The 18890-nt window shown below is 52.7% G+C and carries 17 protein-coding genes; 14 read left to right on the forward strand and 3 right to left on the reverse strand.

Annotated features, from left to right (window positions below; all coding sequences use genetic code 11):
* Positions 1–12: 12 nt before the first annotated feature.
* Positions 13–2793 carry a PQQ-dependent sugar dehydrogenase gene (locus ACYVJM_RS17715; protein WP_461149555.1) on the reverse strand — a complete coding sequence of 927 codons (2781 nt, stop codon included), beginning with the start codon at positions 2791–2793 and terminating at the stop codon, positions 13–15.
* 87 nt (positions 2794–2880) lie between these two features.
* Here ACYVJM_RS17715 and ACYVJM_RS17720 point away from each other — a divergent pair, with 87 nt between their 5' ends.
* A complete protein-coding gene (locus ACYVJM_RS17720; protein ID WP_461149591.1) occupies positions 2881–3654 on the forward strand; it encodes an NUDIX hydrolase in 774 nt (257 codons plus the stop codon).
* Positions 3655–3892: 238 nt separating this feature from the next.
* A complete protein-coding gene (locus ACYVJM_RS17725; protein WP_461149556.1) occupies positions 3893–4849 on the forward strand; it encodes an ABC transporter substrate-binding protein in 957 nt (318 codons plus the stop codon).
* Positions 4850–4900: 51 nt separating this feature from the next.
* Here ACYVJM_RS17725 and ACYVJM_RS17730 read toward each other — a convergent pair whose 3' ends face one another.
* Positions 4901–6046, reverse strand: coding sequence for a TlpA family protein disulfide reductase (locus ACYVJM_RS17730; RefSeq protein ID WP_461149557.1), 1146 nt, complete (start codon positions 6044–6046; stop codon positions 4901–4903).
* Between the two features lie 164 nt (positions 6047–6210).
* Positions 6211–7191: a GTP 3',8-cyclase MoaA gene (gene moaA / locus ACYVJM_RS17735; RefSeq protein ID WP_461149558.1), complete on the reverse strand. Its 981-nt coding sequence runs from the start codon at positions 7189–7191 to the stop codon at positions 6211–6213.
* On the opposite strand from moaA, the gene ACYVJM_RS17740 reads away from it, so the two are divergent.
* The 12 genes from ACYVJM_RS17740 (at position 7190) to ACYVJM_RS17795 (ending at position 18822) form a co-directional block, all read left to right on the forward strand.
* Entirely contained in the window at positions 7190–7330 is a 141-nt protein-coding gene (locus ACYVJM_RS17740) for a hypothetical protein (RefSeq protein WP_461149559.1), read from the forward strand. The genes moaA and ACYVJM_RS17740 overlap by 2 nt on opposite strands.
* Before the next feature lie 137 nt (positions 7331–7467).
* On the forward strand, positions 7468–8007 hold the full coding sequence (locus ACYVJM_RS17745) for a hypothetical protein (protein WP_461149560.1): 540 nt from the start codon (positions 7468–7470) through the stop codon (positions 8005–8007).
* Between the two features lie 322 nt (positions 8008–8329).
* Positions 8330–9445: a hypothetical protein gene (locus ACYVJM_RS17750; RefSeq protein WP_461149561.1), complete on the forward strand. Its 1116-nt coding sequence runs from the start codon at positions 8330–8332 to the stop codon at positions 9443–9445.
* A 134-nt stretch (positions 9446–9579) separates the two neighbouring features.
* Positions 9580–10476 (forward strand): hypothetical protein, encoded by an 897-nt coding sequence (locus ACYVJM_RS17755; protein WP_461149562.1) that lies wholly within the window; start codon positions 9580–9582, stop codon positions 10474–10476.
* A gap of 18 nt (positions 10477–10494) precedes the next feature.
* A complete protein-coding gene (locus ACYVJM_RS17760) occupies positions 10495–12042 on the forward strand; it encodes a vanadium-dependent haloperoxidase (protein ID WP_461149563.1) in 1548 nt (515 codons plus the stop codon).
* A gap of 22 nt (positions 12043–12064) precedes the next feature.
* Positions 12065–12625: a carboxymuconolactone decarboxylase family protein gene (locus ACYVJM_RS17765; protein ID WP_461149564.1), complete on the forward strand. Its 561-nt coding sequence runs from the start codon at positions 12065–12067 to the stop codon at positions 12623–12625.
* 236 nt (positions 12626–12861) lie between these two features.
* Entirely contained in the window at positions 12862–13212 is a 351-nt protein-coding gene (locus ACYVJM_RS17770) for a carboxypeptidase-like regulatory domain-containing protein (protein ID WP_461149565.1), read from the forward strand.
* Positions 13213–13262: 50 nt separating this feature from the next.
* On the forward strand, positions 13263–13841 hold the full coding sequence (locus ACYVJM_RS17775; protein ID WP_461149566.1) for a carboxymuconolactone decarboxylase family protein: 579 nt from the start codon (positions 13263–13265) through the stop codon (positions 13839–13841).
* An 84-nt stretch (positions 13842–13925) separates the two neighbouring features.
* Entirely contained in the window at positions 13926–14075 is a 150-nt protein-coding gene (locus tag ACYVJM_RS17780) for a hypothetical protein (protein ID WP_461149567.1), read from the forward strand.
* A gap of 8 nt (positions 14076–14083) precedes the next feature.
* Positions 14084–15313 (forward strand): DUF3179 domain-containing (seleno)protein, encoded by a 1230-nt coding sequence (locus ACYVJM_RS17785; protein WP_461149568.1) that lies wholly within the window; start codon positions 14084–14086, stop codon positions 15311–15313.
* A 303-nt stretch (positions 15314–15616) separates the two neighbouring features.
* Positions 15617–16696, forward strand: a complete 1080-nt coding sequence (locus tag ACYVJM_RS17790) for a glycosyltransferase family 87 protein (protein WP_461149569.1) — start codon at positions 15617–15619, stop codon at positions 16694–16696.
* Positions 16697–16776: 80 nt separating this feature from the next.
* Positions 16777–18822, forward strand: coding sequence for an alpha-1,4-glucan--maltose-1-phosphate maltosyltransferase (locus ACYVJM_RS17795; protein WP_461149570.1), 2046 nt, complete (start codon positions 16777–16779; stop codon positions 18820–18822).
* Positions 18823–18890 lie beyond the last annotated feature (68 nt).

Raw genomic sequence — 18890 nt, forward strand, 5'->3', positions numbered from 1 at the left:
GTTGTACTCCGATTAGTTGGAAAATTGAACCGTACTGGGTACGAAAAGAGGGGCTTTCCCGGCCTTTTCGTTCTTGAAAACGAAGTACAGATCGTGTTGACCCGTTGTTGGAATAATAGCCGCTTTCACCATGGCCGGGGTAAACATCGCGGCCGGATCTTTACTTTCGTTGGGTGCCACCTCTTCCGTCTGCCCCAGTAATAGGCCCGTCGGGGAGTCAATCCGAACCTCAATCCGACCACCCATAGCACTCAACTGCGCCTTAGGGGCGGCTACGGCAAATTCCATGGCTCGAATGCCGGTCAGGTCGAGCTGGTTGAATTTTACATACGTGTCGGAACCCATCACCACTACGAGCGGGTAGGGCTGGATGCCCATTTTAAATAGCGTGATTCCTTTCGACTGGCTGTTGGATGCCCCCAGCGCTACCAGCGGATTCCGTAGCACCAGAGCCTGTTCGGCCAGTTGGGGAGGCAAGCCGTTGGCTCCTTTGTCTTTGTAAGACGCTTGTAGAACCAGATTTCCTTTCTCGTCTTTACCCGGCATGTAAGTTCCCTTCGTTGGGAGCGAGGGAGTCGTCCCTTTTTTGTCGGAAAGCGTCAGGATGTATTTGACAATTTCGCTCGCGTCGGGCTGCGTCAGTTGCGGATGAGCCGTCATGATGGCATCGCCCCAAACACCACCACCGCCTTTAATAATCTTGTTAGACAGGCTCGCTACGGCGTTTGCGTCGGCCTTATACCGCTTGGCTACGTCGACGAAAGCCGGTCCCACAGATTTTTTGTCGGTAAAATGACAGGCTTTGCAGTCACTTTTTTCCATAAGCGTCTGCCCGGCACCCAGGTAAGCGGCCTCGGAAAATTTATGGCCAGCGCCGGTTGTGCTCGCGGCCTGTGCATTGGAATCATCCTGATACGTAGCCCGAACCAGCACTTGTTTGGGCTGAATGCGTCCATTGGCCAGGCTGCCATCTTCCTTGTCGGTTACGTTTACCTGATAAGCCACCGCCTGGCCGGGGAAATAGAAGCTCTTGTTCCCGTTCACGACGTTCAGGGCGATCTGCGGAGGCTGATTCCCGGCTACAATGTCTATTTCGCGGGTGTCTTTCAGCCCTTTCGCATCCGTTACGGTCAAAATGGCTTTGTACTGACCCGGTTTCTGAAACGTAAACGTTGGGTTCGGTTCGTTAAGAATGGTTGGCTGTGCGCTCGTCCGGTTCACGATTTTCCACTGATAGGTCAGTGCGTCGCCGTCGAAATCTTTGGTCCCCTCCGACGATAAGGCTACTTTCAGCGGAACCGATCCGGCTTTTTCGCTGGCCGCCACCTGCACGCTGGGCTTGCGGTTACCGGCGTTGAACTCAATGCGCACCAGCCGGGAATCGTCGTTTTTGAGGAACCATCCCGTGCCGTATTCCAGCACGTATAAGTCGCCATTTGGCCCGAACGCCATGTCGATCGGGTGACTGAACCCCATGTTGGGCAGAAAGCGCTCCATGCTGGTCATGCCGCCCTTGCCATCAAAGTCAACGGCCATAATCATGTCGCGCATCCATTCATACAGAAATACTTTCCCGTTATAATAGTCGGGGAAAGGGCGTTTGGCGTTCTTGAAATCGTCTTTGTAATAGGTGGGGCCAGCCATAGCACTACGGCCACCGGTTCCCATGATCGGAAACTTTTTGGACTCGGCCGCCGGGTAAGAAATCAGCGCCGGTTGAGCGGGGGGCAAGTCACGAAGGCCCGTATTGTTGGGCGACTCATTGACCGGGTGCGCCGGATCGAATTTGGTGCCTCCTTTTCCGGTGGTAAAATCTTTATCGTAATACGCTTTGTTGTCACCTACAAAATACGGCCAGCCAAAATTGCCCGCTTTCCGCGCCTGGTTGTATTCGTCTTCGGCGGTTGGGCCAACCCCCACCGAATCTTCGCCCGCATCGGGGCCTACATCGCCCCAGTACACATCGCCCGTATGCTTATCCACCGAAATCCGGTAGGGGTTGCGGTGGCCCATGGTATAGATTTCAGGTCGGGTCTTTGCCGTTCCTTTCGGAAACAGGTTACCGTCGGGGATAGTGTAAGTGCCGTCGGCTTCGGGATGGATACGGAGAATTTTACCCCGCAGGTCGTTCGTATTTCCCGACGACTTTTGCGCATCCCACGGACCCCGGCCGGGCCGCTCGTCAATAGGCGCGTAGAGCGTGGCACGGGGACTGGTGTTGTCGCCGGTAGAGAGGTAGAGGTTGCCGTCGCGGTCCCAGTCAATGGAGCCGCCGGTATGGCAGCATTGTTCGCGCTGAACCGGCACGTCCAACAGCACTTTCTTAGAGGAGAGCACTAGCTCGTCGCCCCTCATTTCGTAACGGACCAGACTATTCTTGGATTCGCTGCCCGCTGGTGAGTAGTATAGGTATACCCAGTGGTTTTTCTCGAAGTTGGGGTCGATATTAATGCCCAGCAAACCATCTTCGGCTTCGGTCTCGTGTCCCTCAACGTCTTTATATTTCGTGCTGACCGGAATTGAAGCAATCGTTTTCACCTGTTTCGTAATGGGTGAATACAGTTGAACCTGCCCATACCGTTCGATAAACAGAACCCGTTCGTCGGGTAGAATGGCCATTTCGAGCGGCTCATTTAGTTTTTCGGCAAGTACTACCTTTGTGAACCGGTTTTCGTCGGGCTTATCGCCGGGAGCGGTGAACGGCCTCGTTGAGTAGGCCCACAAGCCAAGGGCCCCTATACTGAGCAGGGCTGCCGTTCGGAATGATTGAAGAGTATATCGTTTATATGTCATTTTTGACGCGTATTTTCAACACAATGATACGGATAATTCATCCATTGTGTACTAAAAACACACTACAAATAATTGAAGTTTTTCAAGATGGAGTACAAAAAGCAAATAGAGCGGCTAATCATCGATTTTAAAACCAACTACCTTTCTTCCGTATCCATCGACTTTGTCATATTCGGGTTTCATGATGGCCAGTTAAAAGTGCTTTTGCTGCGCTGGAAGGGGACCGACAGGTGGTGTCTGCCGGGCGGGCGGGTTCGTCATGATGAAAATCTGGAAGCGGCCGCCTATCGAAGCTTGCAGGAGCGGACGGGTCTGGGTGAGATTTTCCTGCAGCAGTTTCACACCTTTGGCGATGTGATGCGGTACACGCATTTCAGCAAAGAGGAAACGATGGGCAAGTTGGGGTTATCAACCGATGTGCTGAATGATTTTCCGGGCCGCGATGTGTCGGTTGGTTATTACGCGCTGGTCGAATTTGCCCGAGTGACGCCCACCCCCGATCTGTTTACGGATGAATGCCAGTGGTGTGACATTGACCAGATTCCGTTGCTGCTGTTCGATCATAATGCCATGATTACTTTGGCCCTGAAAACGCTGCGTCGGCAGTTGAGTTACCAGCCCATAGGCTATAGTTTGCTGCCGGAGAAGTTCACCATGCCCGATTTGCAGCAATTGTATGAAACAATTTTAGGGCAAACACTCGATCGACGTAATTTTCAAAAGCGTATTTTAGGGTACGATATCCTGGATCGGCTGGATGAACGCAAGACCGGAGGGGCGCATAAAGCACCGTATCTGTATCGATTTAATAAGGAAAAATACGAAAAAGCACTGGAAGATGAGGTGCTTTTTGTCGGATAGTAGCATTTACTTGGACATTTCTTACTTGTTGCCCGGTCAGTCACATCTGGCAAAACCTTAACTGAGCTAAGTTGTTAAGTATTGGCGCTACCGTAAGTTGCCGCCACTCAGCACGATTAGAGTTGTAGGTAGTTGATTAACACCTTTGTTGACAGTTAATTAGCGTACTCTTTGAACAACCTGAACTGAAATTAGTAGTCGATCTGTCTCGTTAGAGGCCGTAATTGTATCGTACAGTATGAGCACTCGTATTCGTTTAGCCCTCGATCGGACGCCAAACACCAATCACACAGGATTTTATGTTGCGCTGGCCAAAGGGGCTTATGCACAGGCCGGTCTCGATGTTGAACTCATTGCTCCTGATCAGGACGACTACCGGACAATGCCCGCCCGTCGTGTTTCGCAGGGGAGTGCCGAACTAGCCATCACACCTTCCGAAAGTGTTATCAGTTACCAAACCAACGGGGTTCCTCTGATTGCCGTAGCCGCCGTTCTGGCCCGCGACATCAGTGCGATCGTAACGCTGAAAGAAAGCGGTATCAGTCGTCCCAGAGAACTGGACGGAAAAGTATATGGCTCGTATGGGGCTCGGTACGAAGATGATATGATTCGGCAATTGATCCAGAATGACGACGGCCGCGGTCAGTTTATTTCGCACAAACTGGGTTGGTCGGGTATCTGGCGGGCTTTGCTCACGCGTGAAGTCGATGCCGCCTGGTGTTGGTTAACCTGGGAAGGCGTGCAAGCCGATATTCAGGGCGTTGATCTGAACCAGTTCTTGTTCGATGAATACGAAATCCCGTACGGGTACAACCCTGTCCTGACAGCCCATAGCCAGTGGACGGAGCAGAATGGCGATGCCTTACGTCGGTTTCTGGAAGCGACAGCCGCCGGTTACCGGTTTGCCATCAAAAACCCGGATGAGGCCGTTCGACTTATGATGAAAACGGCCAATCACCCAACCCTGACCAAACGTAATTTTCTGGAGCAGAGCCAGCAACTGGTGTCAGGCTATTACCTGGACGGGGAAGGACATTGGGGGTTCATGCACCGTAACGTCTGGGTGTCGTTCACAAACTGGATGATCCGCAACCACCTGCTCACCGACAAAAACGGCGAGATAATCCAACGGATGGACGTCGAGACGCTCTTCACCAATAAATTTCTGGAAGGTGTTCCCGCTATGATGCGGTAGGGGGACATTGCTGGCACGGGCAAATGCCCGCGCCAGCGTGCCCTGAGTCAATCACTGGCTAAGCAGTTTGCTTACCTGATAATCAACACTATTTTCTCCTTCTCCCTGCCCCATGTAACGTTTCACCAGCTTGTGATCCCGGTCAAAGAGGAGCCAGATGGGGATTGCGTTTAAGTTATATTGTTTGTCCAGTTGCGCAAACGAAGTAGTTTTATCCGTAGTCAGTTGAGGCCACATCATTTGCTCTTTCTCCATGGCTTTCTGCCACTTATCTTTCTGTTGATCTGTTGAAATACTAACAATGCTCAGCTTGTCTCTGTGTTTTGTGTAGAGCGCCTTAAGCTGGGGAATCTCCCGACGACAGGGAGCGCACCAACTGGCCCAGAATACCACCAGTGTATGTTTGTCGGACGACAGTACAGATGAGGTGAAACCACCATCGGGTTTCATTAATGAGATTGAATCCGGGAAACTGCTGCTTGGTTGATTTCGATAGGTAGTATAAGCGACCAGAGTTTTATAGGTCTCGGTTTCTTGTAAAGATGGATCAAAGAGGCTAAGTAACCGGCCAATCTCGGCTTCGCTCAGGAGGGATCGGCTATTGTATAGTTCGCCTAATAAATGGAACGAAGAAGGATATTGCCTGACTTGGCTTTCGTTATACTTCTGTTTGTCTGGTTGCTGGGTTCTGTCTGATAGAAAGGACACATGTTTAAAAGCAACTGTCGTTTGAGGCTTTACTTCGACAAACCGACATAAAACCGATTGTTTATGGCTCCTGGCAAAGCTGGCTAGCACGTGCCGGGCATAAGCCGTTGTGTCCGGCTCCAGTTGAGTAAGACCCGGCTCCAGGTAGAAATAAGACTCAACAACATTCTTTTTGAACGGATTCGGATACCCTACCATCGAATAGGGTAGGTTTGGTTCACTGGATTTATACACCAGCGCTACCTTAACGGGATATTTTGCTGACTGGTCAGGTAAGGCAAGCCTGAACTTACCGTTGGTGACCCTGGCCGAATCTTCAAAATCACGGGTGGCTGCATTCCCCAAATAAATCATTTTCCCTTCCAGAAAGGGATACGTGTTTTTGAGATCGCCTTCAACCGCATAGCCCTGCTCATCTGAGCGACTTTGGCAGGAAGCTAAAGTGATAACGGTTAACAGGATAACGGGTGTGAAATGGCTGAGTTTCATAAACGCGCTTTGTTGTTTCTGGGCGGATAAATAGTAGCCAATAAATGATTGACTATTAATGTACCGGAGGTAAAGCGGTTTGTACCTGTTATCTACTAGCCAGCTCTATGTGAGTGAGTTGGCGGCTGGCGCGGGCATTTTTGCCCGCGCCAGCATGTTCTGAATCAACCGCCAATGGTCGACATGGATTCGGTGACCGTGTCGCGTTGCTGTTCGGCTTCGAACCCGTTGGCGGGGCGGTGGGAAAAAGCTTTCAGGAAAGCGGTTGTGAGGTCGTCATCGCTGGCTCCGCTGCGCATCAACGCCCGTACATCCAGCACACCGTTATCATACAGACAGGTTTTGAGTGTACCCTGCGCCGTCATACGGATGCGGTTACAGGTGCCGCAGAATGTCCGGCTGAAAGCGGCAATAACGCCAATAGTACCCTGATGACCTGGAATCTGATAATTCGCCGAGGTCGAAAACGGCGGGTCGGGGAGTTTTTGCAGGTCGGGGAAGTGTGCCCGGATTTCGTCGACAATTCGCCGGTGCGTCCAATGCAGGACAGGATAGTGGCTACCCTCGCCGTTAAAGGGCATCTCTTCAATGAATCGTACATCCACGGGCATAGTACGGGTCATCCCGGCCAGCGGTACCAGGTCCTGCGTATTCTGTCCGTCCATGACGACCGCATTGATTTTTGTTTGAATACCCGCTTCCAGCAGCGCATCAAGGGTTTTCAGCACGGCGGGTAACTCATCGCGCCGGGTTATTTTGTGAAATCGAGCCCGGTCCAGCGTATCCATACTTAAATTGACCGACTTAACGCCCAGAGCCGCCAAGGCCGGTACGTGTGGAGCGGTAAGAACTCCGTTTGTCGTCAGCGAAATATCGTTGAGGCCGTCAATTTCGGCCAGTCGATGCAGGAAATCCATCAGGCCCGCCCGCACAAACGGCTCTCCTCCGGTAATGCGCACTTTTTGAACGCCCAGTCGGGCCAATACGCGCACCAATCGCTCCATCTCTTCATAAGTCAGCACCTGGTGTTTAGGCAGGTACTTGATTCCCTCTTCGGGCATGCAGTAAAAGCACCGCAGGTTACAGCGGTCCGTTACGGCCAGCCGAACGTAGGTGATGGGGCGATTGTGGTTGTCGTAAATCATGCAGTATGCTATTAACACAAATCTACAGCTTTTGATTGCACGCACCAATCTGAATCTAAGCTACGAACCCTATGCACCGAATGATGAGCCGGGTAAATTGAATAGTACGGGTATCCGCTTTTCGTACCAGTTTGTATAAATTTATATTTCTTCAAGATGACATGAAGAGAGCAGGGTATGAGGCAGCAATTAAGTAAAAATACTGACTTACTAGAGAATGTTGTTTTTGTTTAAGAATTAGTATTATTTTTGAGAAAAATTTCACTGATCACACTTGTGAAGAAAGTAGTTTCCATCGGTCTCTTTGCCTTGTTCCTCTACCACACGCTGGCGTATGTGCTGGTGTTTGTGGGTACGTGGTGGCAGGCAGAGCATGACCTGTCGGAACGGCTTCAGGTATACCGGTCAGTGGATAGCCTTGTTGAGTTTCAGATTCCGCTGAAGGATTCGCCGGATGCTGGTACGATTTCCCAGACCACATCGGATGGGTTTAGTTACCGGGGGCAATATTATAGTGTGGTTAGCCTTGAAATCAAAGGCGACACCCTGAACATTTCCGGTTTGCAGTCGGAAAGCCGCTCCTTCTGGCAAAGTGATTTATTGTCGTTTCTGAACGACCACATCGGCGGTGCTACCGATTCGAGCAAGAAAGCGAATCAACTGCTGAAATTCCTGTTGAAAGAATACTCGCCCAATCCACGAGCCATTTTCGACTTTCTCTCGCCCAATTGGCGCGAAGCGATCCGTATTCCAGACACGCTGTTTGTGATTTCGGCCCGCGCCCTGCCCGTTCATTCGCCCCCTCCCGAAGTCTGAGGTGACTTCTTCTCGCGTTCACAGGTGTATTTACGCTGCTTTGGCTGGCTGTTTAGCTGTGCGTTCCTGCATAACTATAGGTAGTTTTCGATGCTTACCGGCATTGTTAACGGGCCTGATCTGGCGATTGGCTAAGCCAAATACATTCCTGATCGGCTTCCTGTTTATGGATACCCCACGCGACCGTATGGTTAAATTCCACCTGATGGGTTGATTCAACGTACCTGTTTGTGTACCGCACGAACTGGCTACTGCGTCGACTTCTGTCAGAACGGACTTTACCGTAACTCATTTATTTTTTCCATCTCAGACATTTTTTTCCATGAAGTCGATTTATACAATCGTTCTGGTTTTTGCCTATATAGTACTTTTCAACGTAGCTGCATCGGCGCAGGGTTGCGTGGCCGTTCGGCATATGAGTTGCGCAGCTCCGGCTGGTTCTGCCGATTATTTCAAGCAGCGCAACGGCCACTGGCAGGTGTCGGCGGGGTATCGGTTCTTTCGTTCCTACAAGCACTTTGTGGGCGATGAAGAGCAAAAACAACGCGTTGAGCAGGGTACCAACGTAGTCAACGTGTCGCACGCACTCGATTTAGGGCTTACCTATCTGGTCAACCAGCGGCTTTCATTCTCCGTCAATTTGCCGGTTCAGTACAACGACCGGTCATCGCTCTATGAGCATTACGGCAATGCCATCGCGCAAAATCCCCAGCAGAAACGCTTTCATACTGGTTCACAGGGTATTGGTGATCTGCGCATTTCGGGTAGCTACTGGTTGGTGAATCCCGTTAAACTGCCCAAAGCCAATCTGGCGGCAGGACTGGGCGTAAAACTGCCAACCGGTAATTATGCAGCAACGGACAACTTCCATAAACTGACCAAAGAAGGGACCGACTATACCATTAATAAACCGGTTGATCAGTCCATTCAGCTGGGCGATGGGGGTGTTGGTGTTAGTGTTGAACTCCAGGGATATGCCTCCATTACGAAAACCCTGACGGCCTATGCCAATGGATTTTACCTGTTCAATCCCCGCGAAACCAACGGCGTCGTTCGTAGTCCGGAATCGACCACGATCGACCTCGTGACCGGTTCGTTCTCCGTCGCCGATCAGTTTGCCGCCCGTGTTGGCCTGAGCCAGTCCATCAAAGCTATTCCGGGGCTGGCCATCATGCTGGGTGGTCGGGTAGAGGGCGTTCCGGCTATCGACGCTTTCGGTGGCAGCAGTGGTTTTCGCCGTCCGGGCTATATCGTATCGGTAGAGCCGGGCCTATCGTACATGCGTCACAAAACATCGGTAGCCGCTACGGTGCCGGTGGCCGTTTACCGCAACCGCATCACCAGCTATGCCGACCGGCTCGATCCGCTGGGGCTTAAGCATGGCGATGCCGCTTTCGCCGATTATCTGGTATCGATCAACGTATCGCGCTGGTTCTAAGACCTGACTTTCTGTGTGGAATAGGAGGGATAAACAGTATGCACCGTTTATCCCTCAGCCGACCCTGCCGTCTGGTTAGGCGCTTCTGGGCCTTATTCCATAAAATCTACCGTAAAAAAATCGTAAGTGAACAAATGAAAACCTTGATCAACTACATCGCTCTCGTTGCACTGCTTATGCCCTTTATGGCGCAGGCGCAGATGCCACAGGACGCGATTTACATGAATAAGCGGCAGATCTGTGTAGCAGGTATGTACGGCTACAGCTCCTGGAACCAGTATTGGGAGGGAAGTCTGAAGCGCGAAAACCTGAACATTGGTACGCATACGACACAGAGCTTCATGCTAATGCCCGTTATCGGGATTAGTAAGCGGGTCAACGTCATTCTGAGTCTGCCCTATGTCTGGACAAGCACCAGTGCGGGCAACCTGATGGGGCAGCAGGGTATCCAGGACATATCGGCATGGCTGAAAGTGAAAGCGGTAAAACTGGGTGGTTTTTCGCTCAATGCTGTGGTAGGCGGCTCCCTTCCAATGGGAAATTACGTGCCCAGCTTTCTGCCGATGTCCATTGGGCTGCAATGCCGGACGTTTACAGGTCGGCTGCTGGCCAACTATAGAGAACCTGGAACGGGCATTTACCTGACAGCACATGGCAGTTACGGCTGGCGCGGTAACACGCGCATCGATCAGGACGCCTATCAGGCCAACGATCGGGTGTACAACACCAACGAAGTACAGGTGCCCAATACCTATGATGCGGCCGTTCGGCTGGGCGTACAACGCAAAGGCTTCCAAACGGAATTCTGGGCCGAGCGTACGGCCTGTCTGAATGGCGACAATATCCGCCGGAACGACATGCCGTTTCCGACAAACAACATGCAGGCCACCTCGGTGGGCTGGTATGCCAAAGTGCAGCCGCATAACATCGGTGTCAATGCCCGCGTCGGCTATGTGGTGGATGGGTTAAATGTGGGTCAAAGCACCAGCTATATGCTCGGGCTGCTGTATCAAATCAATTTTAAGAAATAAGCAAAACGCCGTAGCGTCATGAAAAAATATAGTCAATTAGTGAAACTCAGCTGCCTGCTGGTTGGTCTATCGGCCGCCATCATCTCCTGCGACAAAAGCATTACCGAACCGCTGCGGGTAGGGTACACACCGGCCAGCGTCGATGAAAAGGCCGGTACCTGGAAAACGTACGTGCTCACAGCGCCTACCGACGTAACAATAGCAGCTCCGTCGGCAGTTACCTCGGCTGAATACCTGGCGGAGGTGGCCGATCTTAAGTCTAAATCGGCGAGTTTAACCCAGGATCAGCAGGAAGCTGTGGTGTATTGGGGAGCCGGTGCGGTGTACCGCTGGAACGAAATTGCCCGCGAACTGGCCGCTAAGTATAACGTGCCGCCAGCCTCCACGCCTGATGGGAAGTACCCGGTGCCAGATGCCGCTAACCCGCTGGCCGACCCCCGGTTTCCGTTTGCCAACCCGCCCTATACCGCCCGTGCGTTTGCCTATCTGAGCGTGGCTCAATACGATGCGCTGGTGGCGGCCTGGAACTATAAATACACCTTCAAACGGTCGGCTCCATCAAAAGCGGATGCATCTGTACGGGTTGCGTTACCGGCTTCCACGTTGCCCTCGTACCCGTCGGAAGACGCGGTTGTGGCGGCTGCCTCCTACACCGTTTTGAAAGCTATGTTTCCGGGTGAAGTGCCTTTTCTGGACCAGAAACTGGCCGAACATCGCAACAGCCGCCTGTGGGCCGGTATGAACGTAATGAGCGACCTGAACGCCGGTGGCGATCTGGGTAATCAGGTAGCGGCTAAAGTGATGGCCCGCGCAAAAACCGATGGCATGAGTACCGCCAATAACCAGACGCTCACGGCCGGTATGATCGAAGCGGCCAAAGGCCGGGGTTTGACCGAAGTGTGGGTAAGTCAGGAGACACCCGCTCGTCCGCCGATGCTGCCTAACTACGGAGCCGTGATGAACTGGAATTTCGATGCCGCTACGAAGGTGAAACTGCGGCCCGGTCCACCACCGGCCATCAACAGCCCGGAGTTTAACACGGCGCTGGATGAGCTGAAAGCGATCAATAAAAACCAAACCCGCGAGCAGGCCCGTATTGCCAACTACTGGGCTGATGGGGCCGGTACCTACACGCCCCCCGGCCATTGGATGCGGACGGCCGCCAATGCTGCCAGTGACGCGAAATACAGTGAGGTACGTATGGCGCGAACCCTCGCGCTGGTCGCTACGGCCCTGATGGATGCGGGTGTTTGCTGCTGGGAAACGAAGATGTATTACTACTACCCTCGTCCGCAGCAATTTGGCGTGAAAACATCCGTAGGTCTACCAAACTTTCCGTCTTACACCTCGGGGCACTCGACCTTCTCGGCAGCTGCGGCTGTGGTGCTGAGCAGCATCTTCCCCGATCAGACCGACGATTTTTGGAAGAAAGCGCAGGAAGCGTCGGATTCGCGGGTGTATGGACTGATTCACTACCGCTTCGACTGCACCGTTGGACTGGCCTGTGGTAAAAACATTGGCTCCTACGCCGTAGCGCGGGGTAAGGCAGACGGGTCGAGACTTTAGTGCAGACTCAATAGCGCATCTTATGCCACATATACCACTGCCTGAGCAACTGCCCGGCATTACGGGTTTGCTCGAAAATCGACTGGATACGGCCCAGCCCATTCGTGAACTCACGCAACTTTTGCTGCGGGGTGAATCGACCCTGTCGCAGGGGGAGCGTGAACTGATAGCTGCGCTGGTGTCGTCGCGTAACTACACCAACTTCTGCGAAGCGGCCCATACCAAAGCCGCCGACCTGCTGCTGGGCGACGACGAAACCGCTCGGGCCGTAAAACAGGACATCGAAACGGCGCCCGTCAGCGAGAAATTGAAAGCCCTGCTTCAGATTGCGGCTCGCACCCAGCAAAGTGGCAAAGCGGTTACGCCCGAAGCTGTTGCCCGTGCCCGCGAAGCAGGGGCTACGGACCGCGAGATTCACGATACGGTGCTGATAGCCGCGCTGTTCTCGTTGTACAACAAGTATGTGGATGGTCTGGCAACGGTAGCCCCGGCCGACCCTGCATACTACCAGATGCTTGGCGAGCGGATCACCAGCCGGGGCTATGTTCGGCCACCGGGCGGCTATCCAACACAAACACACTAACGGATTGGAAGGGCTGTGGCCCATAAGCCGGGCGGTCATGTGTACCGCCCGGCAATCCTGAAAAACAAACCGACTCTACTCTTTTTCTGCCATTCATTCACCGCCCGGAAACAAGCTGTTTTTGGGCGGCATATCCCCTCATTTGCTTTTTTCTACTCAAAGAGATATGAACACAAGAGCTTTTATTACCCTGTTAGCCTTGCTGTGCAGCCTGTCGCAGGTGGCCTGGGCGCAACTTGCGCTGGATATCGGGTACGGTACTTGATGCCGATAACAACCAGCCAATGGTGGGTGCCAGTGTGGTTGTCAGAGGACAGCAGACAGGTGCCGTTGCCGATGCCTCGGGCCAGTTTTCACTGACGACTAATCAGCGTGGCCCTTTAACCCTGAAAATTTCGATGGTGGGCTACCAAAGTCGGACGGTTGCAGTGGCCGATGGTGATAAAGTCGTTTCGATAACGCTTCAACCCGCCACCAATGCCTTGCATGATGTGGTTGTGGCTGCATCGCGGGTGGAGGAAAGCCTGCTGCTGGCCCCCGTAACGGTCGAAAAAATTGCCTTCGGCGCCATCTGGATACGGAAGTAAACGAACCGCTATTAGTCGAACATTCTCTCATTCAAAATTCTACATTGATCATGCCACATATCCCACTTCCAGACGGCGTTCCGGGTATTCGGAGCCTTGTCATGTACCGGCCTGATACAGGGCACCATCTGTATGCACTGGCGCAGGCCCTGTTGCGGGCTGGTTCGCCCGATAGCACCCTGACGAGTGCCGAACGCGAGCTGATTGCGGCTTTCGTGTCGAAACAGAACCAGACTGATTTCTGCATGAAAAGCCATGCTGCGGCCTCCCGTCACCTGTATGCCGACCAGCGCGATCTTGTCGATCAGACATTAGCTGATACAGAGACGGCCCGTATCTCTACCAAACTCAAAGCTCTGTTAACTATTGCCGACCACGTTCGGGCCGATGCCCGTACCGTTTCGGCGGAGCTGGTTGCGGCAGCCCGGACAGAAGGCGCCACCGACGGCGATATCCATGACACAGTACTAATTGCGGCCTCCTTCTGCATGTACAATCGGTACGTAGACGGACTTGCTACCCTGACCCCCACCGACCCGGCTGCCTATGACGCCATGGGCGAGCGAATGGGAACAATGGGCTATCAATTGCCAGTACCGCAGGCCAGCCCAGCCACGAATTTATCATAGGTTGGTTATAGTCCCCGGCCATTCTGTGGCTGGGGCACTATTGTGTATTTGCTTTCCGCTATTTATCCGCATAAACACCTTAAATTGATAAACACCTTGTACCATTATGTCGACGGGCTGGCTATCTGGGCGCCCGAAGATCCGGCCCTGTATAAGTACCGCGCTCAGAAAGCAGCTGAACACGGTTATACACACGTGGATCACTATATGCCCACTACCGACTCACCAACTTAGCCTTTCTGATGAAGCGTTCCTTTTTGTTTTTTCTGGTATCCGTTCTTCTGCTCATTATCCTTGAGGTATTGAGTGTCTATTTCATCATGCCTTTCCCCGGTAGTCAGCTTGGTCTCGGCGAATCCGATCCGGCCAGCGCATCATTGGGGCGGGTTGAACTGGCCTACTGGCTACACCAAAATATAAACTGGCTACACGCGATAGGCTGGCTGCTGCTGGCCTGTTCTGCCCTTTTTGTCCTGCGAAACCCCCGCCGGGCGTGGCAACGCTATGCCGTGGGTGGCCTGGTGCTGCTTTATGGTGTTGTGTACTATGAAGTGAATCAGGAGATGATGGCCGATCAGATGTTCAAGCAGCCTGTCAACAAGCGAATAGTGCCCATGAGCCAGAACAAAATTCCGCTCAACAAACTGGTGCTGGGGTTCAGCGCGATGGGACAGGCAACGGCCTACCCGATTCAACAGATTGGCTACCATCATCAGGTGCGTGATACCGTGGGCGGTCAGCCGGTTATGATTACCTACTGTACCGTTTGCCGGACGGGGCGCGTATTCAGCCCGATCATTAAAGGACAGGCCGATGAGTTTCGGCTGGTGGGCATGGATCATTTCAACGCCATGTTCGAGGACAAACGGACGGGGTCGTGGTGGCGGCAAGCTACGGGCGAAGCTATTCTGGGGCCGCTGAAAGGGACCAGTCTCTCTGAGCTGGCAGGGCAGCACATGACCCTGGGCGAGTGGGCCGCCGAACACCCCAACACACGCGTGCTACAGCCCGATTCTACCTTTGCTGATGAGTTCGACAGCATGAAAAACTACGAAAGAGGCCTGTCGAAGGGAAAATTAACCCGGCGAGATTCGGCTTCGTGGCAACCGAAGTCGTGGGTCGTCGGGGTTGAAAAGGCCGGTTTTTCGAAGGCATACGACTGGAATAAACTGGTAGAAAAACGGATTCTGACCGATGTACTGGGTGGCGAGCCCCTGCTACTGGCCCTTGCGCCCGACAGTGTATCGTTCGGAGCCTGGAGTCGTCGGGTAGGGGTAAAAACGCTTACCTTTCACTACGCCAACCGGCAGCTCACCGATCAGGAAACAAAATCGGTCTGGACCTGGCGAGGGCACTGCGTGGCAGGTCCGCTACTTGGCAAACGACTGAATGCCATTCCCAACGCCTATCAGGAGTTCTGGCATTCGTGGCGCAGTTTCCACCCCGCTACCGAGCGGGATCGCAGTAATTGATGGAGCCCCATGAGCAAACCCGCATTTGTGGAGGTTAGTAGTGAAAAACGTTGTATACAAGAAAGAACCATGATTTTCCTTACTAGTATACTGAGTAGGAGAGTTTATGGAGTAAGTCGTTATTAAGTAAATAGGGTCACCATTCCTTGGGGTGTTTGCGCTAGTATGTTCACGAAGCCTGCTTAATTTTACGGCTCATTTTTGCCGTATATGTTTTTCCAACGATTTCTACAGTATTGGACCTTGCCTCGTTTATTGCGATTGTACATAGGTCTTTTCTGTTTTGCCGCCGTTAATCAATGCATGATTCTGCATCAGTACAACAATTACCTGATGTTTGCCCGGCCGTTTCACAACCTGTTGCTGGATAAAAGTATATACGGCTTTCACCCTGAACTGTACGACGATAATTATAAATACAGCCCAACCTTCGCCTGGTTGATGGGGCCGTTCTATTACATGCCCGATTGGCTGGGAACGCTTCTCTGGAATTTACTGAATACCGTGGTGCTGTTGCTGGGCGTGTGGCTGTACCTGTCCAACGAAAAAGACCCTACCCGCGCCAGGCGTGTTGCTCTGCTCATTATTGTTCTGGAAGCGCTCATTACAGCGCAGAATTTACAGAGCAACAACCTCATTGTGGGGTCTATGCTGCTGGGATTGTATTACCTGCGAAACGAGCGGGTTTGGCAGGCCGCTTTCTTCTTTGTACTGTGCGGCTTCATTAAATTCTACGGGATGGCGGCTGCGGGTTTCTTTTTGTTTTATCCCAAAAAGCCCCAGTTTATTCTGGCGATGATCGGCTGGATTGTGCTGCTGGGTATCGCCCCGGCAACCATCATCCCCTTCGATCATCTGATGGCCGAATACCAGGAGTGGTTTCGGGTTATTGTTGTCAGTAAATTAGGCTTGCAGGTGTCCACCATGGGTATTGCCGAGTCGTGGTTTGGTATGGCTAAAACGGACGCCAACTACCGGATTATCGAAATGGTGGGCGCAACCCTGTTTCTGCTGCCGTTTCTCCGCTTTAGCCTTTGGAAAAACGGACTCTTTCAACGACGGATGATCGCTTATTTCTTTCTATTTATCATCGTATTCAATAAAATGGCCGAGTCGCCAACGTACGTCATGGCGGTAACGGGTGTGGCGCTCTGGTGGCTAACCCTCTCCGAACCAACCCGGCTGGACAGAATTTTACTGGCACTGGTCATCATCTTTACCTCGCTGTCGCCAACGGATATTTTTCCACAGGTGGTGCAAAAGCAGTTCTTCCAACCCTACAACATCAAAGCCGTGGGTTGCTTGCTGGTGTGGGCGCGGGTGCAGTACCAGCTCTGGACCCAGCCAAAAGAGGAGGACCAGCGGGTGATGACCGCGCTCTAATGCCACATTAATGAAGTCGAACCCGCTTTTTTTGTAACATTGCCCAAGCGTTTACGATTAATAAATCAAACGATTGAGTGATGAGTCTACCAAATTCCCTTGCTGGCCAGCCAGACTTTGGCCAGTCACGCGTAGTTATCGAACGTGTAAGCCCCGAACTAGACGGTGGGCTGTTTCCTATAAAAGCCATTCCCGGTGATGTAATCGCGGTTGAAGCCGACATTTTTGCGGATGGACACGATTACCTGACGGCCGTTCTGCTGTATAAGCACATCGACGATACCACCTGGACAGAACTGGCAATGGCTCCCTCCTGGAATGATCGCTGGGGGGCTTCGTTCATTGTTGAAAAGCAGGGACGTTACCTGTACACCTTTGAAGGCTGGGTCAATCATCCGGCATCGTGGCAGCACGAGGTACATCTGAAAGTTGCTGACGGACAGCGAATCACGAGTGAGTTGCTGGCCGGTGCCAAATACATCGATGGCATGATCGGGCGGGCGGGTGGCCAGCCAACGGCCGTTTCCGTGAAAGGCAAGGCGAAAAAGAAAACTGAGCCGGTCGAAGAGTCGGCCGATGTGCGGGCACTGCGCGAAATGGCCGCCCTCTTTCGCGATGAGAGCCGGTACGATGAAGCTGTGTCCGTTGCCGAAAGCGACCAGTTCACCTTCTACGCGAACCGCTATCCCGAGCGCCAGTATCCAACTCGTTACGCACACGAACTTGGCGTCGAAGTAGACCGGGCGCGGGCGGGTTTCAGCACCTGGTACTGCCTCTTTCCCCGGTCGGCCTCCCGCGAGCTGGCGGGTGGCGCACCCGTTCATGGCACCTTCAGGGATGTAGAGGCTCTGCTGCCGCGCATCTCGAACATGGGTTTCGATGTGCTCTATCTGCCGCCTATTCACCCCATTGGCACAGCGCACCGCAAGGGAAAGAACAACTCGGTCATTTGCCAGCCGGGCGAACCGGGCGTTCCTTACGGCATCGGCTCCGAAGAAGGTGGTCACGATGCCATTCATGCCGAGCTGGGTACAGTCGAGGACTTCAAGCACCTCATTGCCATTGCCAAAAACTACGGGATGGAAGTTGCCATGGACCTGGCCATTCAGTGTTCGCCCGACCATCCGTGGGCGAAAGATCACCCGGAATGGTTCAAAAAACGGCCCGACGGTACCATTCAGTACGCCGAAAATCCGCCCAAAAAGTACCAGGATATTTACCCCGTTTATTTCGAAACGGAAGACTGGCAAAATCTCTGGGAAGAACTGAAGCGGGTGCTGCTGGTCTGGTGTTCGTGGGGTGTGCGTATCATTCGGGTCGACAACCCGCACACGAAGCCATTCGTTTTCTGGGAGTGGATCATTGCGGAGGTCAAGAAGGAGTTTCCGGATATGATCTTCCTGTCGGAAGCGTTCACGAAGCCGAGGGTAATGCAGGAGCTGGCCAAACGTGGGTTTGCCCATTCGTACACCTATTACACCTGGCGGAATACGAAAGCAGAGCTGGAGGAATACATGACCGAGCTGACGCAGGGCGAAATGAAGCATTATTTCCGCCCCAATTTCTGGCCCACGACGCACGATATCAATCCATACAGCTTACAGTCGGGCCACGAGCCCCAGTTTCTGATTCGCTATTTCATGGCGGCCACGCTGTCGAGTAACTACGGTATTTATGGCCCGTCGTTTGAGTTGATGGAGCACATCCCATTCCCGAACAAAGAAGAGTACCTGAACTCCGAAAAGTACGAGATCCGGCACTGGGATTGGGATAAGACCAACAAACTAACGTATCTGATCACGCTCGTTAACCGTATCCGGCGCGAAAACGCGGCCCTGCAAACCACCAACAATATCACATTCTGTTCCGTCAATGACGATGCCATCATGGCTTACCTGAAAGTTTCGGGTACAAATCGTCTGCTGGTCGTGGTTAATACCGATGCCTACCAGCGCCGGGCGGGTATGGTACAGGTGCCCATCTGGCAGCTGGGTATCGGGCATGACCAGACCTACAAAGTTCGCGATTTACTTACCGAGGCTTACTACACCTGGAAGGGCGAATCCAACTACGTCGAACTCGACCCCTACGTGCTCCCTATGCATTTGTTTAAGATAGAGGTGTAGGGGTAAATGTAGTGAACACAGAGACACGGAGCGCACAGAGTGTAAACTAGTAGTTTTTCAAACTCTGT

Source organism: Spirosoma pulveris, assembly GCF_054781875.1.